We start from the raw sequence: 17,593 nt of genomic DNA on the forward strand, positions 1-17,593 counted from the left end.
AAAAATTCAGCCGCCGTTCTCCTCGCGTTCGGCCTCTTTTTTCAGAATTGCGACAACGAACAGGATCGACGCCGCGAACAGAACCAACATCTCACCCACATCCCCAAGAAACGCGCGGCCTGCAAACGCACCCAGCGCCACGTTCGCGAAATAGACGACGAAGACGATGGCGGATGCGGCAAGAAACATGTTCGGGACCTAGAATGGAATCGGCTCTGGCTACATTTGTAAGCGCTTACATGAAAAATGCAAGCGTTTACATTTCGACTTTCAACCCCAAATGGAACCGGATAGAATTGAATAAAACGAAGATCAGGTTCGGAAATGCCAAAGCAGAAAGCCGCCCCGACATTGGATGACGTTGCCAGAAAGGCGGGCGTTTCCACGGCTACGGTTTCGCGTTGCATCAACACCCCGGACAGGGTGGTCGAAGCGACCCGCAAACGCGTGCAGTCGGCGATCGAGGCCCTGGGCTATACACCGAATTTCGCGGCTCGGGTCATGGCAGCCAAGCGCACGTTTACCATCGGCGCGATCATCCCGACGATGGAAAACGCCATCTTTGCGCGCGGTCTGCAGGCCTTTCAGGAAGAGCTGCACCAACATGGATATACTCTTCTGGTGTCAAGTTCGGCCTACAAACCGGCAACCGAAGAAGAGCAGATCCGAACTCTGGTCGCCCGCGGCGCCGATGGCCTGCTGCTGATTGGCCACGACCGGGCGCCGCACATTTACGAATTCCTTCAACGCCGCGATATTCCGGCGCTGGTTGCGTGGTCGTTTTCCCCGGACGGGCGTCTGCCCTCCATCGGTTTCGACAACCGGGCGGCCATGTACGAGCTGGCGAAAAGGGTCCTCGACCTCGGGCACATTCGGCTTGCGGTGATATCCGGCATCACTCACGGCAACGACCGCGCGCGCCTTCGACTGGACGGGGTGCGCGACGCTGTTCGGCAGCACGGGCTTGACCCGCAGGTGCTTCAGGTCATCGAGACCCCGTACGAGATCGAAAACGGCGCCGAAGCGTTCGCGGATCTCATGTCGCAAGACATGCCACCGACTGCTGTCATGTGCGGCAACGATGTTCTGGCCGCTGGCGCCATGCTCAGGGCTCAGGATATGGGGCTGAAAGTGCCGCAGGATGTCTCGATCACCGGGTTCGATGACATCGAACTGGCCCGGATCCTGCGCCCGGCGCTGACGACCGTGCATGTGCCGCATCGGGAAATGGGTGGAAAGGCCGCCAAGGCATTGATCGAAATGGTTGAAAAAAGGGCCCCCGCTGCCGGTGAACACCTCTACACGCATATCGTCAAACGGCAGTCCCTGGGTCCTGCCAACTCGGTGTGATCCGTGTGACTGGATCAGGCGGCTTGGTCTTCCATCGTCCGGAAATCACCCTTCAGCCACAAATGCCGTTTGCACATCGGCTCGGTAAAATACTGCCGGATCAAGCTGCTGAGGGCCTTGTGGATCAGTTTTGAGGTGGTGTCCGGATAGACCTCGGTCGTGAACAGGGAAACGATCCTGACAAAGTTTCGACCCGGAAAAGGCGTTGCCCGGACCGAGTCATGATAGCGATGCGCCCGGTGGAAGCATCCAGCGGTGGTGATCGCCCATCCGCTGCCTTCTGCCACCAGCCCCATGATCGACTGGTTGCATTCCAACTCGAACCGGTTGGGCAGATTGTACTTGTTGCGCGTCAGCTGGATCTCGATCTGCTTGCCGATCGTGTAGTCACGCGAATACCGCAGCAGCGGCAGGTCGGAATGGGGCGAGAACAGGTCCTGAATGTCTCCCTTGAACTTCTCGGGCACGATCACGATGAACGGATCACGCAGAAGTGGGTACTCGATCAGCCCCTGCGTGCCGCCCGGCGGTCGGGTCGCCACACCTGCGTCCAGCTTGTGTTCCTGCAATTTCTCGATGATCTCGTGGCTGGGCCGTGTGAAATGCCGGAAATTGCACCGCGGCAGCGCATGGGCCAGGAACCGGATCAGTTCGGGCGCGATCTGGTTGTCGAAATCATCCACCAGGGCCAGCCGCAGATCGGTGGCGTGGCGCCAGTTGCCAGACCGGATCTCGGCCTCGCCCCGCTTCAACACGGTCAGGCCATCCCGTACATAACGCGAAAATACCTCGCCAGCCGGTGTCAGGCTCATCGGACGGCGACCGTGATCGACGAGGCCGACGCCCAAAGCGTCTTCGAGACTGCGCAGATGGTTGGACACGGTGCTGATCGACAGGCCAGTTTCCGAGGCCACCTGTTGAATCGACCCAGACTTGGCTACCAGGCGAAACACCTCCAGCCAACGCAGGCTCAGCGGTTTGGACACGGGGCAAAACCCTCCTGCAATTTCGATTTCATCGAAACTAGCGAAACAGAGTTTTGGCTTTCGGGCAATGGTGAATGTTGGCCACCCGCTTTAGCTGCGCATGTGGGTGAAGTCGGGATCGTAGGGGCAGGCAGGGATCACCCGCGCCGGAACCCTGTCACCACACAGGTCCAGCATCATCTCGCTGCCTTCGGCGGACAGGTGCGGCTCGACAAAGGCATGTGCCAGGTTCAGCCCGGTGCGATGCCCCCAGTCGCCCGAGGTCACCGTTCCAACCACCCGATCCCCGGCCATCAGCGACGCGCCGGGATGCGCGGGCGCGTGCGTGGCCTGCACTTGCAGCGCAACCAACTTGCGCGACGGCCCGTTGGCCTGCCGTTCGATCAGCGCCGCGCGCCCGATGAACTCCGGCTTGTCCAGCCGGACAAAGCGGTTCAGCCCGGTTTCAAACGGGTCGAACTCCGTGATCAGATCCGCCTTCCAATGCAGGAAAGTCTTCTCCATCCGCATCGACTCGACCGCCCGCGCACCAAACAATTGCAGGCCAAAGGCCTGTCCGGCCTGTCGCAGCGCAAGATAGGCCGCATAGAGCGAGGCATTGGGCACATGGATCTCATAGGCCAGTTCGCCCGAGAAACTGACCCCCATCACGGTGGCGGGCGCGATCCCGACAAAGCACTCGCGCACGCTAAGCCACGGGAAGGCGTCCCGCGACCAATCCCCGCGCGAACAGGCCGACAGCACGTCACGCGCCCGTGGCCCGGCCAGAACCAGGATGGTCTGGTCGTTGGTCAGGCTACGCAACTGCACGTCCTCGTCGGGGGCGATGTGTCGGGACAGCCAATCCATGTCATGCAGCTCGGCCGCGGCGGCCGAGCCGTACCAGACCCGATCCGGCCCCCGATCGCTTGCGGGCAGATTGGCGATGGTCGCCTCGGCCTTGACCATGCCCTTGTGGTTCAGCAGATAGGCCAATCCCACCCGCCCTGGTCGACGGGGCAGCGCGCCGCAGATCATCCGGTCGAGGAACGCATGCCGGTCGGCACCGGTAATCTCGATCCGATTGAACCCGTTGACCTCGGCCAGCCCGACATTCTGCTGCACATTGGCAACCTCGGCGGCGATCACGTCGAATGTTTCGTCAAAATCGAAACTGAGCGTCGGCGTGAAATCGGGCGTGGGTTTGATGTACTCGACCCTCTCCCACCCATTCACCACGGTAAATTCCGCGCCTTCGGCGGCCAGAACCGGGGTCAGCGGCGTGGTCTTGGCGGGCCGCCCGGCGGGGCGGTGTTCGTGCGGAAAGTGAAAGCGGAATTCGTTCTGGTAGTCCTCGATCGCCTTCAGCGCGGTCAGCTCGACATTGGCGTGCCCGGCGAACCGGCGCGGGTCGAGGCACCAAGTGTCATAACAGGCCTCGCCATGCACGATCTGCTGGGCCAGCAGCCAGCCGTGGCCGCCCCCCTCGCCTAGCCCGGCCCGCAGGCCGATGATGCAGAATGCGTTACGCTTGCCGGGGATCGGTCCCACCAGGGGAGCGCCGTCGATCGTGTAGGTGATCGGGCCGTTGACGACCGTGTGGATCCCCGCCTCCATCAGGGCGGGCATGCGGGCAAACGCGCCTTCCAGCACATCGGTCACCCGGTCCAGATCGTCCGGGCACAGCGCGTTGACGAAGTTCGGGTCGATCCCGTCCATGCCCCAGGTCTTGCAGTCTTGCTCGTAGAACCCGAGCAGCAGCCCGTTCTTCTCCTGCCGGCAGTAATAATCGCTGATCGGGCAGCGCAGGAGCGGCATACGGTGGCCGGCATCGCGGATCGCGGGGATTTCCTCGGTCAGGAAATACTGGTGCTCCATCGAGGCCACGGGATGGTGCACGCCCATCATCGCGCCAACCTCGTTCACGCGGTAGCCACAGGCATTCACCACGATGTCGCAGTCGATGTCGCCGTGCTCGGTATGAACGGTCCAGGTGTCGTCTTTGTGCTGGGTCAGGGCCGTGACTGGCGTGTTGCGATAGACTTCGGCCCCGGCCTTGCGCGCCCGCCGCGCCAGCGCCTGACACAGCTGGGCGGGGTCGATGTCCCCGTCCAGCGGATCCCACAACCCGCCCAGCAGATTGTCGGTGGAAATAAGCGGGTGGCGACGGGCGCATTCCTGCGCGTCGATCACCTCGAAATGCACGTCCATCCCCCGCGCCATCGAAGCGAAATGGCGATAGCCCTGCATCTGCGCCTCGGTGTTGGCCAGCCGGATGCCGCCGTCGCCATGGTGGTAGTTGATCGGGTAGTCCGGGTCCTCGGCCAGTTCCTTGTACAGGCGGATCGAATGCGACTTGAGCCCCACCATCGTCTGGTTCATTCCGAAATTCGTCACCTGTGCGGCCGAATGCCATGTGGTGCCGGATGTCAGCTCGTTGCGCTCTACCAGAACCACGTCGCTCCAGCCTTCTTGCGTCAGGTGATACAGGGTTGAACAGCCGGCGATTCCGCCGCCGATCACCACGACCTTGGTGCGCGATTTCATGGGTGTGCTCCTTCTGACGTTCCCCAAACCCTGCCGAACGGCGCGGCGGGCGGGCAATGGTGCAGTCACCGGTCCCGAAAAATCGAAACGGGGATTGAGATTTCTCAAAACGGCATTTCCGCTTTGGCCGCACCCCGCGTTGCCGCGTAACCTGCAGGGCAGGATCGGATCAGGAGCCTTCGGAGATGCCAGAACAGGGCAAACGCGGCGGGCGGCGCGCCAGGTTGGCGCAACGGGCGGCCAAACCGGCCTTTGACCCCTGCGCGCCCGGCCAGATCGGCGGGCAGTACAAACCCCTGACCTTGCCCGAGATCGCGGCGATCCACGACACCGCCCTGCGCCTGCTGGAAACGCTGGGCATGGGCGAGGTGCCCGACCGCTTGGCACAAGACCTGATCGCCGCAGGTGCGCGGCCAGGCCCGCCGGGACGGCTGGTCTTTCCTCGCACGATGGTCGAAGGCGCGGTCCGACAGGCCGCCAAACGCTTTACCCTGCACGGGCGCGACCCGGCCCGGTCGATCAAGGTGGGCGGCGACCGCGTGCATTTCGGCACCGGCGGAGCGGCGGTCCAGACGCTGGACCTGGACAGCGGGCTTTATCGCCCGTCGACCCTGGCCGACCTGCATGATTTCACCCGCCTTCAGGACACGCTGGCCAATGTCAGCTGGTTCACCCGATGCTGTGTCGCCACCGACGTGCCGGACAATTTCGATCTGGACGTGAATACCGCCTATGCGCTGATCCGGAATACCACCAAACCGGTAGCGACCTCGTTCACGCTGGCCGAACATGTCGCGCCAATCATGCGGATGCTGGACATCGCCGCCGGAGGCCAAGACGCCTTTGCGGAACGCCCGTTTTTGAAGGCGCATATCAGCCCGGTGATCTCGCCCTTGCGGTACGGCGAAGATGCGGTGGACGTGGTCTATGAATGCATCGCGCACAACATCCCCATGTCCTGCATCACAGCAGCCCAGGCCGGGGCGACCGCGCCCGCCACCATGGCCGGGTTTCTGGCCCAGTCGCTGGCCGAAACCCTGGCCAGCCTAGTCATGGTCAACGCGATCCGGCCGGGCTTTCCCATGGTGTTTTCGAACTGGCCGTTCATCATCGATCTGCGCACCGGCGCTTTTTCGGGCGGCAGTGGCGAAACCGCCGTGTTGAACGCGGCCTCGGCCCAGATCACCAACTGGCTGGGGCTGCCCTCGGGCGTGGCCTGTTCGATGACCGATGCCAAGGCCATCGACGCGCAATACGGCGCCGAAAAAGGCATCACCTCGCTGGCCGCCGCACTGGCCGGCGGCAATTTGATCTACGAAAGCTCGGGCATGACGGCCTCGCTGCTGGGGGTCAGCTTCGAGGGGTTCGTGCTGGATGACGAGATGCATTCGCACACCTATCGCGCCCTGCGCGGGATCGAGGTGACCGAAGAAAACCTGGGCTTTGACGCGATCTGCCAGTCGGTTCTAGGCGAGGGCCATTTCCTGGGCAGTGCCCACACCCATGCAGCGATGGAGCGCGACTATTTCTACCCCGCCCTTGCCGATCGGGCCGAGCCGCGCAGCTGGCAGGACAGCGGCGCACGCGATGCCTGGTCCAACGCCCGCGACCGCGCGCGTGAAATCCTGCGCACGCATCACCCGCAATACCTCAGCCCCGAACAGGAGGCCGAGATCCGAACCAATTTCCGGATTCTGTCCTGATCCGACGCCGTTGTGTCGCGGACCGGGTGTTTTTGGCGCGGGCTTGCCGCTAGGCTCGGGCAAACGACGACACAGGGGGCCCCATGGCAAATGCGTTCTTTCAACCCGTCTCGGCGATGGAGCTGGCCCGCTTTGCCGGTGTCCCCACTTTCATGCGCCTGCCGGCCCTGACCCCGGACGACGACCGGATGGATCTAGTCGAGCTTGGGCTGGTCGGCATCCCCTGGGACGGGGGCACCACCAACCGGCCCGGCGCGCGGCACGGGCCACGGCAGTTACGCGACCAGTCCACCATGATCCGCGCCATGAACCCGGTGACCGGGGTTGCCCCGTTCGAACTGGTCAACTGTGCCGACCTGGGCGACGTGCCCCCCAACCCAGTGGATATCGAGGATACGTTGGACCGCATCACCCGCTTCTACACCGACCTGATGCTGCGCGGCATAGTACCCCTGACGGCGGGCGGTGATCACCTCACCACCCTGCCCGTCCTGCGGGCGCTGGCCAGCGAGGGCCCGCTGGGACTGATCCAGTTCGACAGCCATACCGACCTCTTCGACAGCTATTTCGGCGGGCATAAATATACCCACGGCACCCCGTTCCGCCGCGCAGTCGAGGAAGGGCTGGTCGATCCCGAACGCTTCGTGCAGGTGGGCATTCGCGGCACCGCCTACAACACCGAGGATATCGAATGGGGCGAAGCGCAGGGCATCCGCATCATCCGCATCGAAGAGCTGTTCGACCGCGGCATCGACGATGTCATGGCCGAGGTCCGCTCCATCGTCGGTGACGCGCCCTGCTATTGCACATATGACATCGATTTCGTGGATCCCACCCATGCCCCCGGCACCGGCACGCCCGAGATCGGCGGCCCCAACAGCTTTCAAGCCCAGCAGGTCATCCGCAAGCTGGAAGGGGTGAACCTTGTGGGCGCGGATCTGGTCGAGGTCTCGCCGCCCTTCGACCCATCGGGCGGCACCGCATGGCTGGGCATTTCGTTGATGTTCGAACTGCTGTGCGTGCTGGCCCAGGCGATCGACGCGCGGCGCTAGGCCCGGGCGACGTTCTCGGCGATCATCGAGATCATCTCGAACATCACCGCAGCCGCCGTCAGCGCGGTGATGTTGTTGGGGCTATCCTTGGTCGGCATCATGCAGACCACATCGCCGCCGACGATGTTGAGCCCCCGCGCGGCATGCAGGATGCCCACGGCCTCGTCGATGTCAAAACCCTTTTCGCCGGGTTCCAGGTTCGACACCCCCGGCGCGATGGTCGGATCCAGGCAGTCGAGATCGAAGGTAATGTAAACCGGCCGGTCGCCCAGAACCTCGCGCGTTTGGGCCACCACATCGGCCAAGCCACGCTGGCGGAACTCGCGCATGGTGACGATGTTGTAGCCATAGTCATACGAGGGTTGTAGCCAGTCCAGGCTGCGCGGATGCCCCCGCAACCCGATCTGCATCGACCGGGTCGGGTCCACCTGCCCCTGATCGGCCAGGTAAGCCCCCCAATGCGCGGCGGACTTCTTGGCACCCAGGAAATGATCGACCTTGGTGAAGACATCCGTATGCGCATCCAGATGCAGAAAGCTGACCGATTGCCCGCCCGCCAGTTCGCCTCGGCCCAGCGCCTGCACGATCCCGCCCGTGATCGAATGATCGCCGCCCACCGAAACGGGCCGCGCTCCGGCGGCGTCGATGTCACGGTAGAAGGCGGTGATACGCTCGATGCAGTCTTCGTTGTCGTTGGCGCGCGGAAACGGCACGTCGCCCACATCGGCGATGCGCGCGCTGGACCACGGATCGATCTGGAACAACGAATGCACCCGGCGCTGCACGGCCGAGACATGACGCAGCGCGCGCGGGCCCAGATGCTGGTCGCGCTCGGTGGTGCCGTTGCCGGCGGAATGCGGCACGCCCACAAGAGCGATATCCTGATCCTGCGGCCCCACATGGGGGCACCGGAACAGGGTGGGCACGCCCCACCAGTACAGATTGTCCATCATGGATTGTTCGTAGCGGTCCGCCATCGTGTCTCCCCGCCCTGAAATGAAACCGCCCCCACTGGTGACCCGGGGGGGCGGCTGTCGCGTCAGATCTTTTCGTCTTCGCGTCGGAAGGCGCCCTGGACGATGCGGTCCATGACCATGGCCAGGAACAGGATCGCAAAACCGCCCAGCAGGCCCGGCCCCTTGGCCGCGTATTGCAGCGCCTCAAGGATTTCCTTGCCCAGACCCCCGCCGCCGATCAGCGAGATGATCACGACCATCGACAGGCACATCAGGATGGTCTGGTTCACGCCGGTCATGATCGAAGGCAGCGCCAGCGGGATTTCCACGTCCTTCAGCAACTGCCATTTCGAGGCGCCAAAGGCCACGGCGGCCTCTTTGATGCTTTCAGGCACCCCGCGCATGCCCAGCGCCGTCAGGCGGATCACCGGCGGCATACCGAAGATGATCGTAGCCAAGATGCCTGGCGGGTTGCCGGTGCCAAAGAAGGCGATGATCGGGATCAGGTAGACGAAGGCCGGCAGGGTCTGCATCAGGTCCAGCACCGGCTCGGCCGCGCGATAGGCGCGTTTTGATTTGCCGAACCAGATGCCCAGCGGAATACCGAAGGTGACGCACAGCAGCACGGCCGCGCCCACCAAAGCCACCGTCTCCATCGCCACGTCCCAATAGCCCAGCAGCGCGATATAGGCCAACGACGCGGCAGTGAAGATCGCCACGCGCGGTCCCGCCGCGCGCCACGCGGTCACGCAGATCACCAGCATGACCACCGGCCAGGGCGACCCGATCAGGGCCACCGTCAACCCGTCCAGAACCGAGCGTACACCGGCAACGATCCCGTCGAAAATGTCTCCGCCTGCGGCAGCTGCAGCGTCGATCCGGGCCTCCATCCAACTGGCTAGGGCCGAGAACAGCGTGCCCTGATCAGGCCCGAGGATCATTTCCGACACTGCCTTTTCAGGGAAAGCGTCCAACAGAGGCAGCGATGCGTTCACAGTGAATTTGTACACGATCAGCGGGCCGATCGCTGCCACCAGAACCGCGCCTAGAACCGTGTTCCGGGTCGAGCGGCCGCTTTCGGTGCTTTCGGGGTCGATCCGCCAGTTCGAATACTGTTTTTCGTACACCCGGTCAGCGTAGAACCCCTGCACCAGCTTGAAAACCAGCAGCATCAGAAGACCGGTGACCATGATCCCCAAGGCTTCGGACTGCGCCAGTTGCGCTTTCTCAAGGCTGCTGTCCGCCGCTTTCTGGATATTTGCGGCCAGTTTGTTGAATCGGTCGATGTCTGCCTTCTCGGTTGCATCCGCCGCGCGAGCCAGCAACTCGTTTGCGCGTTCCTGCTGACGGGCCGCGCGTTCGGCCAGATCTGCCCCCGGGTTGCCCCAAGCGCCGCGACCGATCTGCACCCAAGCGATGATCTCAAGGATCAGGAAGGTCCAGAACATTCCCCAGATCGCCCGCGAGGCGGACCAGAACGGCCCCAGCACCGCCGCCCACAAGTTGAACGTGTTCGGGATCGGACTGGTCGCATCATGAATCTTGTGAAAGGCTTTGACGTAGTAGTCACCATTAGGGCCTGCGAATTCGTGGATCGACCGATCCAGCGCCTCGCGGTCCACCTCGATGTCGGAGGCGGCCGTGACTTTCAATTCCGTGGTTGCATCAGTCATTTTTGCCCCCCTGAATTCCGCGCAGCAGGCGTGGTTTGGTCACGACGCCCACATCCTGACCGCCGTCGGTGATCACCACCGGAAGCTCGGTGTTCACGGCCAGATCGATCAGTTGGTCGAGGTCTGCGCCCTCATCCGCGCGCGGCGCGCCATCCAGCGGGCCGGAGTAACTGTCCAACGACTCCATGATCGAATGCGCCTTGACCAGTTTGAGCTTGGATATGCCCTGCACGAACTCGCGCACATAGTCATCGGCCGGGTTCATCACGATGTCCTCGGGCGTGCCGATCTGGACGATCACACCGTCCTTCATGATGGCGATGCGATGACCGATACGGATCGCCTCGTCCAGGTCATGGGTGATGAACAGCGTGGTCTTTTTCAGCTGCGCAACCAGAGCCTTGAACTGGTCCTGCAACTGCAGCCGGATCAGCGGGTCCAGTGCTGAGAACGGTTCGTCCATCAGCAGGATTTCCGGGTCCGAGGCCAGCGCGCGCGCGATGCCCACGCGCTGCTGCATCCCGCCCGACAGTTCCTTGGGCAGCCGGTCCTCATAGCCGGTCAGATCCACCAGGCCCAGCGCGTGATCGGACACTGCCCAACGCTTGGATTTCGAGACTTTGCGGATCTCCAGCGGATAGGCCACGTTGTCGCGCACCGAGCGGTGCGGCATCAGCGCCATGTGCTGGAACACCATCCCGATCTGCTGGGCGCGGATGCGGCGCAGTTCGGACTCGGAGATCTTGGACACGTCCTGCCCCATGATCTCGATCTTTCCGGCCGTGGGCTCGATCAGGCGATTGACATGGCGCACAAGGGTCGATTTGCCCGAACCCGACAGGCCCATGATGCAAAAAATCTCGCCACGCGGCACTTCGAACGTGGCGCCTTGAACGCCGACCACGCAATTGAATCTTTCAAGAACTTCAGGTTTTCCAATACCTTCATTTCGGACTGCGGCCATGGCTTCTTCGGCCCGTGCGCCGAAAATTTTCCAGACATTTTCTAGTTTTACGACAGGTTCGTCCATTTGCCCCTCATCTACGGGGTTGCATCCCGGCAAACAGGCAAAGGGCCGCCGCGATCAGTCGCGACGGCCCCCTGCGTTTCTGATTTAGTTCGTCAGCCAGCCGATAACGGTGTCTTCGTTTTCAGCCACCCACTGGCGGGCGAAATCGGCTGCTTCCACGTTGTCCACGGCCAGCGCCTTTCCCATCGCGCTCAGATCGTCACCCTGCATCTGGTAGTTGCGGAACAGGGCCGCGACCTCGGGGTGGCTTTCCTCAAGCTCTTTGGCGTAGTGCAGGTGCAGAGTTGCCCCGTTCCACGCGGTCGAGGCCTCGGACTTGTCCAGCCAATCCGGGTCATCGGTGGGCTGAACGATCGTCCAGGTGGCCGGATCATGCGGTGGCTCTTCTAGCACGGTCAGTTCCTGCGTCACAAAGATGTAGTGCGGGCTGTAGCAGAACCCGATCCACGGATCACCGGCCTTGGTCGCGTTTGCCAGGTTGGCATAGGCGATGGTTTCCTCGTACTCGGTCAGCTCAAAGATCTGGTCATAGCCGTAGGATTTGGCGCGGATCTTCTCGACCACGGTCGACGCCCAGCCGGGCGCGCCGATCCAAACCTCGGGAGTGCCGTTTCCGTCAGTGTCAAAGATCGCCATCTTGTCCGGATCGCTCAGGTCGTCGATGGATTTGATGTCATATTCCTCGGCAATGTAGGTCGGAACGCACATACCCTGCTCGGCCTGGACCGGGTTCTCGTTCATCACGACGGTGCCTTTTTCTTTGACATAGGTGTCGTGCAGGTTCTGCTGGTTTGGCATCCAGACTTCGGGGTGGACGTGCATCGCACCCGAATCCATGGCTTCGAACACGATGGGGTTGGTGCCGTTCTGCAATTCGACATCGAGGCCGAGGTTGTCTTCGATGACAACTTCAAGAATGTGCGCGGTGGCATTCACCGACGCCCAGTTCGGTACGCCGATCACGATATCCGCGGCAACCGCAGGCATGGCAATCGCCATCGATGCGCCCCCAAGCAGCATGGTCAATTTCTTCATGGCATTTCTCCGTGTTGGTCATCTGCGGTGCTGGTCTTGCATCACGCCCCCAGCCCGGTTGGGACCGCCGCGCGCATGCCAGCATCTCGGTTGTTTTCGCGCACGGCCATTCAAAGGACCGCTGCATGAAAAATGAAGCACGCGGGCCCGAACCCTTTCAAGCGCCACGATCTGATGCGGTCACATGTGCGACTTTATCTAATGCCTGTTCCGACTTTTTCGAAATGATGCCCGGCCGTTTTTGACGCCGGCTGTCTGGCCGGTTGCGCCAACGAAAAAGGCCGCCCCATGCGGGACGGCCTTTCTTTCACTGTCTCTCGAAAGAAGATCAGGCAGCCAGAGCGGCCTGTGCCTTGGCAACGATCGCGCCGAACGCTTCCGGTTCGTGCACGGCCAGGTCGGCCAGGACTTTGCGGTCCACTTCGATGCCGGCCAGGTTCAGGCCGTTGATGAAGCGGGAATAGGTCAGAGCTTCGTCATGCGAACGAACAGCGGCGTTGATGCGCTGGATCCACAGAGCGCGGAAGTTGCGCTTGCGGTTCTTGCGGTCGCGGGTTGCGTACTGGTTGGCCTTGTCGACGGCCTGACGGGCAACCTTGAAGGTGTTCTTGCGGCGGCCATAGTAACCTTTGGCGGCCTTGATGACCTTCTTGTGACGGGCGTGAGTTACGGTTCCACCTTTAACGCGGGACATATCGGTATCTCCTCTTAGCGGTCGTAGGGCATGTAGCCCTTGACGATCTTGGCGTCGGGGGCGGACAGGGTGGTGGTGCCACGGGCGTCGCGGATGAACTTCTTGGTCCGCTTGATCATGCCGTGCCGCTTGCCGGCCTGAGCCGACATGACCTTACCGGTCGCGGTCACCTTGAAGCGCTTCTTGGCGCTCGATTTGGTCTTCATCTTGGGCATTTCCGTCTCCTTTCAGGGTTCGGTCCGAAACGCGACTCGGCATGCCACATCGGCCGGTCGCGCGATCAGATGCGCCGTTTACGCAAGTTCGGTCATGCTGGCAAGGGGTTTTTGACCCGGTTTTTCCCTTTTCGCACCGGTGTCGGGAACCGGGGCGGCAGGGCCGCCCCGGTTGGTATCATCAGTCGGCGAACTTGCGGATTTCGCCGCTTTTCAGCCGCGCACTGTACGAGGCCAGTTCCTGGCGCACCACTTTCATCAGGAAGTAGAGTGCAAAGACGTTAACCACGGCCATTGCAAAGATCGCCGCATCCGAGAAGTCGATGACCGGCGTCAGGTTGGCCGCCGCCCCGATCACTACGAAGATGCAGAAGATGATCTTGAACACCAGTTCCTTGGTGTGGCCTTCGCCGAACAGATAGGTCCAGGCCTTGAGGCCATAGTAGGACCAGCTGATCATGGTCGAGAAGGCGAACAGGATCACCGCGACGGCCAGGATGTAGGGGAACCAGCTGAAGGCGCTGCCGAAGGCGGCCGAGGTCAGGCTGACGCCCGCGTTTCCATCCACGGTTGCGATCGCCGTGCCCTCTTCGTTCAGCATGTACAGGCCGGTTGCCGGATCGATCACCAGCTGCTGGGTGATGATGATCACCAGCGCGGTCATGGTACAGATCACCACTGTGTCGATGAACGGCTCGAGCAGCGAGACGAAGCCTTCGGTGATCGGCTCCTTGGTGCGGACGGCCGAGTGCGCGATGGCCGCCGAACCCACTCCTGCCTCGTTCGAGAAGGCAGCGCGTTTGAAGCCTTGGATCAGGGCGCCGACCATGCCGCCGGCCACGCCCAGACCGGTGAAGGCACCGGCGAAGATCTGACCGAAGGCCCAGCCGATCTTGTCGGCATTCATGCCGATGATGACCAGCGCGGTCACAACATACAGGATGCCCATGAACGGCACGACCTTCTCGGTCACGCGAGCGATCGACTTCAGGCCGCCCACGATGACCATGAAGACAACGGTCGCAAAGACCAGGCCGGTGATCCAGCCGGGATAGTCGCCGACGATACCCGCGATCTGCTGGTGCGCCTGGTTGGCCTGGAACATGTTACCCCCGCCCAGCGCGCCAAGGATACAGAAGATCGAGAACAGGACCGCCAGGATCTTGCCCCCGGGAAGCCCCAGCTCAGCAAAGCCCTTGGACATGTAGTACATCGGGCCGCCCGAAACGGTGCCGTCCTCGTACTCGTTGCGGTACTTCACGCCCAGCGTGCATTCGGTGAATTTCGACGCCATGCCCAGAAGGCCGGCGAGGATCATCCAGAAGGTCGCTCCGGGTCCGCCGATGCCGATCGCCACCGCGACGCCCGCGATGTTGCCCAGGCCGACCGTACCCGACAGCGCCGTTGCCAGCGCCTGGAAGTGACTGACCTCGCCCGCATCGTTGGGGTCGGAATAGTCACCTTTGACAAGGCTGATCGCATGGCCGAAGAACCGCATCTGCACAAAGGCGAAGTACAGCGTGAACACCGTTGCGGCCACGACCAGCCACAGCACGATCCACGGGAAGCTCGTGCCCGGAAGCGGCGCGAAGATGAAGCTGACGAAGGGGCCCGTCAGATTTGAGAAGGTCTGGTTGATCTTTTCGTCCAGACCGGGGGCCTCCTGCGCAAGTGCGGGGTTGGCCAGCAGGGCCGCGGCCGCACCGGACAGGCCCAGAGTTTTGATCGATTTCATGTCTGCTCCTCCCCTCAGTTTACGACCGTGACCGGGACGTCGGCATGCATGACCAGATTCTGGGTCGAGCTGCCGAAGATGCGTTTCTTGAACCCGTCGGCGGATGACCGGCCGACAACGATCTGCGATGCGCCGTTCTTGACGGTGATCGCGTTCAGCGTTTCGGCCACGTCACCATGCCGGACGACGCCGTGTGCGTTGAAGCCTTCGGCCTTCAGCGCTGCCACTGCGGGTTCGACCACGCGGCTGTTGGCAAGGGCGATCTCTTCCTCGCGCCGCTTGTGCCGCAGGGCGTTTTCCTCGGGCGTCTGGAATGTGTAGGGCGACCATTCGATGACATAGGCGACAATCAACTCGCACTCGCCGATCCGCTTTGCCAGGGTCTTGGCAAATTCGAGAGCACGTTCGCCGGTCTCTGTCCCGTCCAGTCCTATGACAATTTTCGTTGTCATCTCGTTCCTCCGTTTTTTGTTGATTTGGCCGAGGCCCGTGCCCCCGGCAGGGCAGCCGGAACCTGGAACTCGTCGTCGAGACTGCCCTGTGGTCAAGTATCAGGAATAATCACTAGGGAAAGGGGATGATTTTGGTCTAATCTCAGGAAAAAATGCCGCTCCACCTAAAAATTGCAGGGAATTTGACTGATGGATAGGGATTTGGACAAGATCGACCAACGCATATTGGCCGAGCTGGAGGCCAATGGCCGCCTGCCCATAGTCGAACTGGCAGCGCGTGTAAACCTGACCAACACGCCCTGTTCTGAACGGGTGAAACGGCTCGAGAAAAACGGCTATATCACTGGCTACAGCGCGGTGATCGACAAAGAAAGGCTGGGGCTGGCGCACCTGACTGTGGTTCAGGTGTCACTGGCCGCCACGGCCGATCACTCTCTGGACCGGTTCAACGACGCGGTACGCCGGGTTCCCGAGATCGAGACCTGCCTGATGGTGGCGGGCTCATTCGACTATCTTCTGACGGTGCGTACACGCGACATCGCCCATTTCCGCATGGTGCTGGGCGACAAGATCAACAAGTTGCCGGGAATTCACCAGACAAGTTCCTTCACGGTCATGGAGACCGTGAAGGAACCCGTCGGGTCAAAGACACGTACCGCCTAAAGGCGCATCATTCCGGGTCGGTGGCGTAGATCAGGCGTTCGTCACAGGGCGCGACGCGCAGGATGTTGGTCGAGCCGGGTACGTTGAACGGCACGCCGGCGGTCACGACGATCTGGTCGGACTGGCTGGCAAAACCGCTGGCGCGCGCCGCGCGGGCGGCATTGACCACCGCCCCCTTGAAGCGTTCCAGTTCCGGCGTCATCACGCAGTGACACCCCCAGGACAGGCACAGCCGCCGCGCCGTGCCCCGCAGCGAGGTCATGGCGATGATCGGCACATGCGGTCGTTCGCGGGCGGTCAGCAGGGCGGTGGTGCCGCTTTGGGTAAAGCAGCAGATCGCCTTGATGTCGGTCTTCTCGGCGATCTCACGCGCTGCGGCGACGATGCCATCGGCCACGGTCGTGCCCTTGGTGGCGCGCGAGGCGGCGATGATCTCGGCATAGGTCGGGTCGGCTTCGACCTCGATGGCGACTTGGTTCATGGTCTTGACCGCCTCGATCGGATAGGCGCCCGCGGCGGATTCGGCGCTGAGCATGATGGCGTCGGCGCCTTCATAGATCGCGGTCGCCACGTCGGAGACTTCGGCGCGCGTGGGCATCGGGCTTTCGATCATGCTCTCCAGCATCTGCGTCGCCACGATCACCGGCTTGGCCGCCGCACGGCAGCGGCGCACTAGGCGCTTCTGGATCGGCGGCACGGCCGAGACCGGCAGTTCGACCCCCAGATCGCCGCGCGCCACCATAATCCCGTCCGAGGCATCCAGGATTTCCTCAAAGGCCTCGACCGCGGCGGGCTTTTCGATCTTGGACAGGATGGCGGCGCGTCCATCGGCAAGGGTGCGAGCCTCGAACACGTCCTTGGCACGCTGCACGAAGCTGAGCGCCAGCCAGTCGACGCCAAGTTGGCAGACGAATTCCAGATCATCCCGGTCCTTTTCCGACAGGGCCGCCAGCGGCAGCACCACGTCGGGCACGTTCACGCCTTTGCGGTTCGAGATCGTGCCGCCGATCTCGACCTTGCAGTCGGCAAAATCGGCGCCGCACTTCTCGACGATCAGGCGGATCTTGCCGTCATTGACCAGCAGATGCGCGCCGGGCTCGAGCGCCTGGAAGATCTCGGGATGCGGTAGGCAGACGCGGGTGGCGTCCCCTGGCGCATCATCCAGATCAAGGCGGAACGGCGCACCTTCGACCAATTCCTCGGCGCCATTGGCAAAGACGCCCACGCGAAGCTTGGGTCCCTGCAGGTCGGCCAGAATGGCGATCGGGCGGTCCACGTCCTTTTCCACCTGCCGGATGATCCGGTGGCGTTCGCGAATCTCGTCATGGCTGCCATGGCTCATGTTCAGGCGGAACACGTCGGCGCCGGCCTCGTGCAGCGCGCGGATCGTATCATAGTCGTTGGACGCCGGGCCCAGCGTCGCCACGATTTTCACATTTCTCAGGCGTCGCATCGCGCTTGCTCTCCTTGATGGCCAAATGTTACCGCAAACAGTGTTCGGGTCGCTTATTGCGCAATTCCCT

At 62.4% G+C, this 17,593-nt stretch carries 16 protein-coding genes; 4 read left to right on the forward strand and 12 right to left on the reverse strand.

Annotated features, from left to right (window positions below):
- Positions 1–6: 6 nt before the first annotated feature.
- On the reverse strand, positions 7–189 hold the full coding sequence (locus tag AC2FM3_RS04590; RefSeq protein ID WP_170365134.1) for a hypothetical protein: 183 nt from the start codon (positions 187–189) through the stop codon (positions 7–9).
- A 135-nt stretch (positions 190–324) separates the two neighbouring features.
- Here AC2FM3_RS04590 and AC2FM3_RS04595 point away from each other — a divergent pair, with 135 nt between their 5' ends.
- Positions 325–1,350 carry a LacI family DNA-binding transcriptional regulator gene (locus AC2FM3_RS04595; RefSeq protein WP_496679413.1) on the forward strand — a complete coding sequence of 342 codons (1,026 nt, stop codon included), beginning with the start codon at positions 325–327 and terminating at the stop codon, positions 1,348–1,350.
- A 14-nt stretch (positions 1,351–1,364) separates the two neighbouring features.
- Here AC2FM3_RS04595 and AC2FM3_RS04600 read toward each other — a convergent pair whose 3' ends face one another.
- A complete protein-coding gene (locus AC2FM3_RS04600; protein WP_496679415.1) occupies positions 1,365–2,336 on the reverse strand; it encodes a LysR family transcriptional regulator in 972 nt (323 codons plus the stop codon).
- A 90-nt stretch (positions 2,337–2,426) separates the two neighbouring features.
- A complete protein-coding gene (locus AC2FM3_RS04605) occupies positions 2,427–4,862 on the reverse strand; it encodes a GcvT family protein (protein WP_496679417.1) in 2,436 nt (811 codons plus the stop codon).
- Positions 4,863–5,047: 185 nt separating this feature from the next.
- Between AC2FM3_RS04605 and AC2FM3_RS04610 the strand changes: the two genes are divergently transcribed.
- Both AC2FM3_RS04610 and AC2FM3_RS04615 read left to right on the forward strand, forming a co-directional pair.
- A complete protein-coding gene (locus tag AC2FM3_RS04610; protein ID WP_496679419.1) occupies positions 5,048–6,565 on the forward strand; it encodes a trimethylamine methyltransferase family protein in 1,518 nt (505 codons plus the stop codon).
- Positions 6,566–6,648: 83 nt separating this feature from the next.
- Positions 6,649–7,617, forward strand: a complete 969-nt coding sequence (locus tag AC2FM3_RS04615) for an agmatinase (protein ID WP_496679421.1) — start codon at positions 6,649–6,651, stop codon at positions 7,615–7,617.
- On the opposite strand, the gene AC2FM3_RS04620 is transcribed toward AC2FM3_RS04615, so the two are convergent.
- The 8 genes from AC2FM3_RS04620 to AC2FM3_RS04655 form a co-directional block, all read right to left on the reverse strand.
- Entirely contained in the window at positions 7,614–8,594 is a 981-nt protein-coding gene (locus AC2FM3_RS04620; RefSeq protein ID WP_496679423.1) for an arginase family protein, read from the reverse strand. The two genes, AC2FM3_RS04615 and AC2FM3_RS04620, sit on opposite strands and share 4 nt — an antisense overlap.
- Positions 8,595–8,656: 62 nt before the next feature.
- Positions 8,657–10,246, reverse strand: coding sequence for an ABC transporter permease (locus AC2FM3_RS04625; RefSeq protein WP_496679425.1), 1,590 nt, complete (start codon positions 10,244–10,246; stop codon positions 8,657–8,659).
- Positions 10,239–11,276: a quaternary amine ABC transporter ATP-binding protein gene (locus tag AC2FM3_RS04630; protein ID WP_496679427.1), complete on the reverse strand. Its 1,038-nt coding sequence runs from the start codon at positions 11,274–11,276 to the stop codon at positions 10,239–10,241. The genes AC2FM3_RS04625 and AC2FM3_RS04630 overlap by 8 nt, the downstream gene beginning before the upstream one ends.
- Before the next feature lie 84 nt (positions 11,277–11,360).
- Complete coding sequence (locus AC2FM3_RS04635; RefSeq protein WP_496679430.1) at positions 11,361–12,311, reverse strand: ABC transporter substrate-binding protein; 951 nt, start codon at positions 12,309–12,311, stop codon at positions 11,361–11,363.
- A 328-nt stretch (positions 12,312–12,639) separates the two neighbouring features.
- Positions 12,640–13,005 carry a 50S ribosomal protein L20 gene (rplT, locus tag AC2FM3_RS04640; RefSeq protein WP_093965154.1) on the reverse strand — a complete coding sequence of 122 codons (366 nt, stop codon included), beginning with the start codon at positions 13,003–13,005 and terminating at the stop codon, positions 12,640–12,642.
- Positions 13,006–13,019: 14 nt separating this feature from the next.
- A complete protein-coding gene (gene rpmI, locus AC2FM3_RS04645; protein ID WP_039523697.1) occupies positions 13,020–13,220 on the reverse strand; it encodes a 50S ribosomal protein L35 in 201 nt (66 codons plus the stop codon).
- Between the two features lie 181 nt (positions 13,221–13,401).
- Positions 13,402–14,955: an alanine/glycine:cation symporter family protein gene (locus tag AC2FM3_RS04650; protein ID WP_496679432.1), complete on the reverse strand. Its 1,554-nt coding sequence runs from the start codon at positions 14,953–14,955 to the stop codon at positions 13,402–13,404.
- 14 nt (positions 14,956–14,969) lie between these two features.
- On the reverse strand, positions 14,970–15,407 hold the full coding sequence (locus AC2FM3_RS04655) for a universal stress protein (protein ID WP_496679434.1): 438 nt from the start codon (positions 15,405–15,407) through the stop codon (positions 14,970–14,972).
- 189 nt (positions 15,408–15,596) lie between these two features.
- Between AC2FM3_RS04655 and AC2FM3_RS04660 the strand changes: the two genes are divergently transcribed.
- A complete protein-coding gene (locus tag AC2FM3_RS04660; RefSeq protein ID WP_496679437.1) occupies positions 15,597–16,070 on the forward strand; it encodes an Lrp/AsnC family transcriptional regulator in 474 nt (157 codons plus the stop codon).
- Positions 16,071–16,077: 7 nt separating this feature from the next.
- On the opposite strand, the gene pyk is transcribed toward AC2FM3_RS04660, so the two are convergent.
- On the reverse strand, positions 16,078–17,523 hold the full coding sequence (gene pyk, locus AC2FM3_RS04665; RefSeq protein WP_496679439.1) for a pyruvate kinase: 1,446 nt from the start codon (positions 17,521–17,523) through the stop codon (positions 16,078–16,080).
- Positions 17,524–17,593: the final 70 nt, after the last annotated feature.

The organism is Ruegeria sp. BHSB172, from assembly GCF_059613165.1.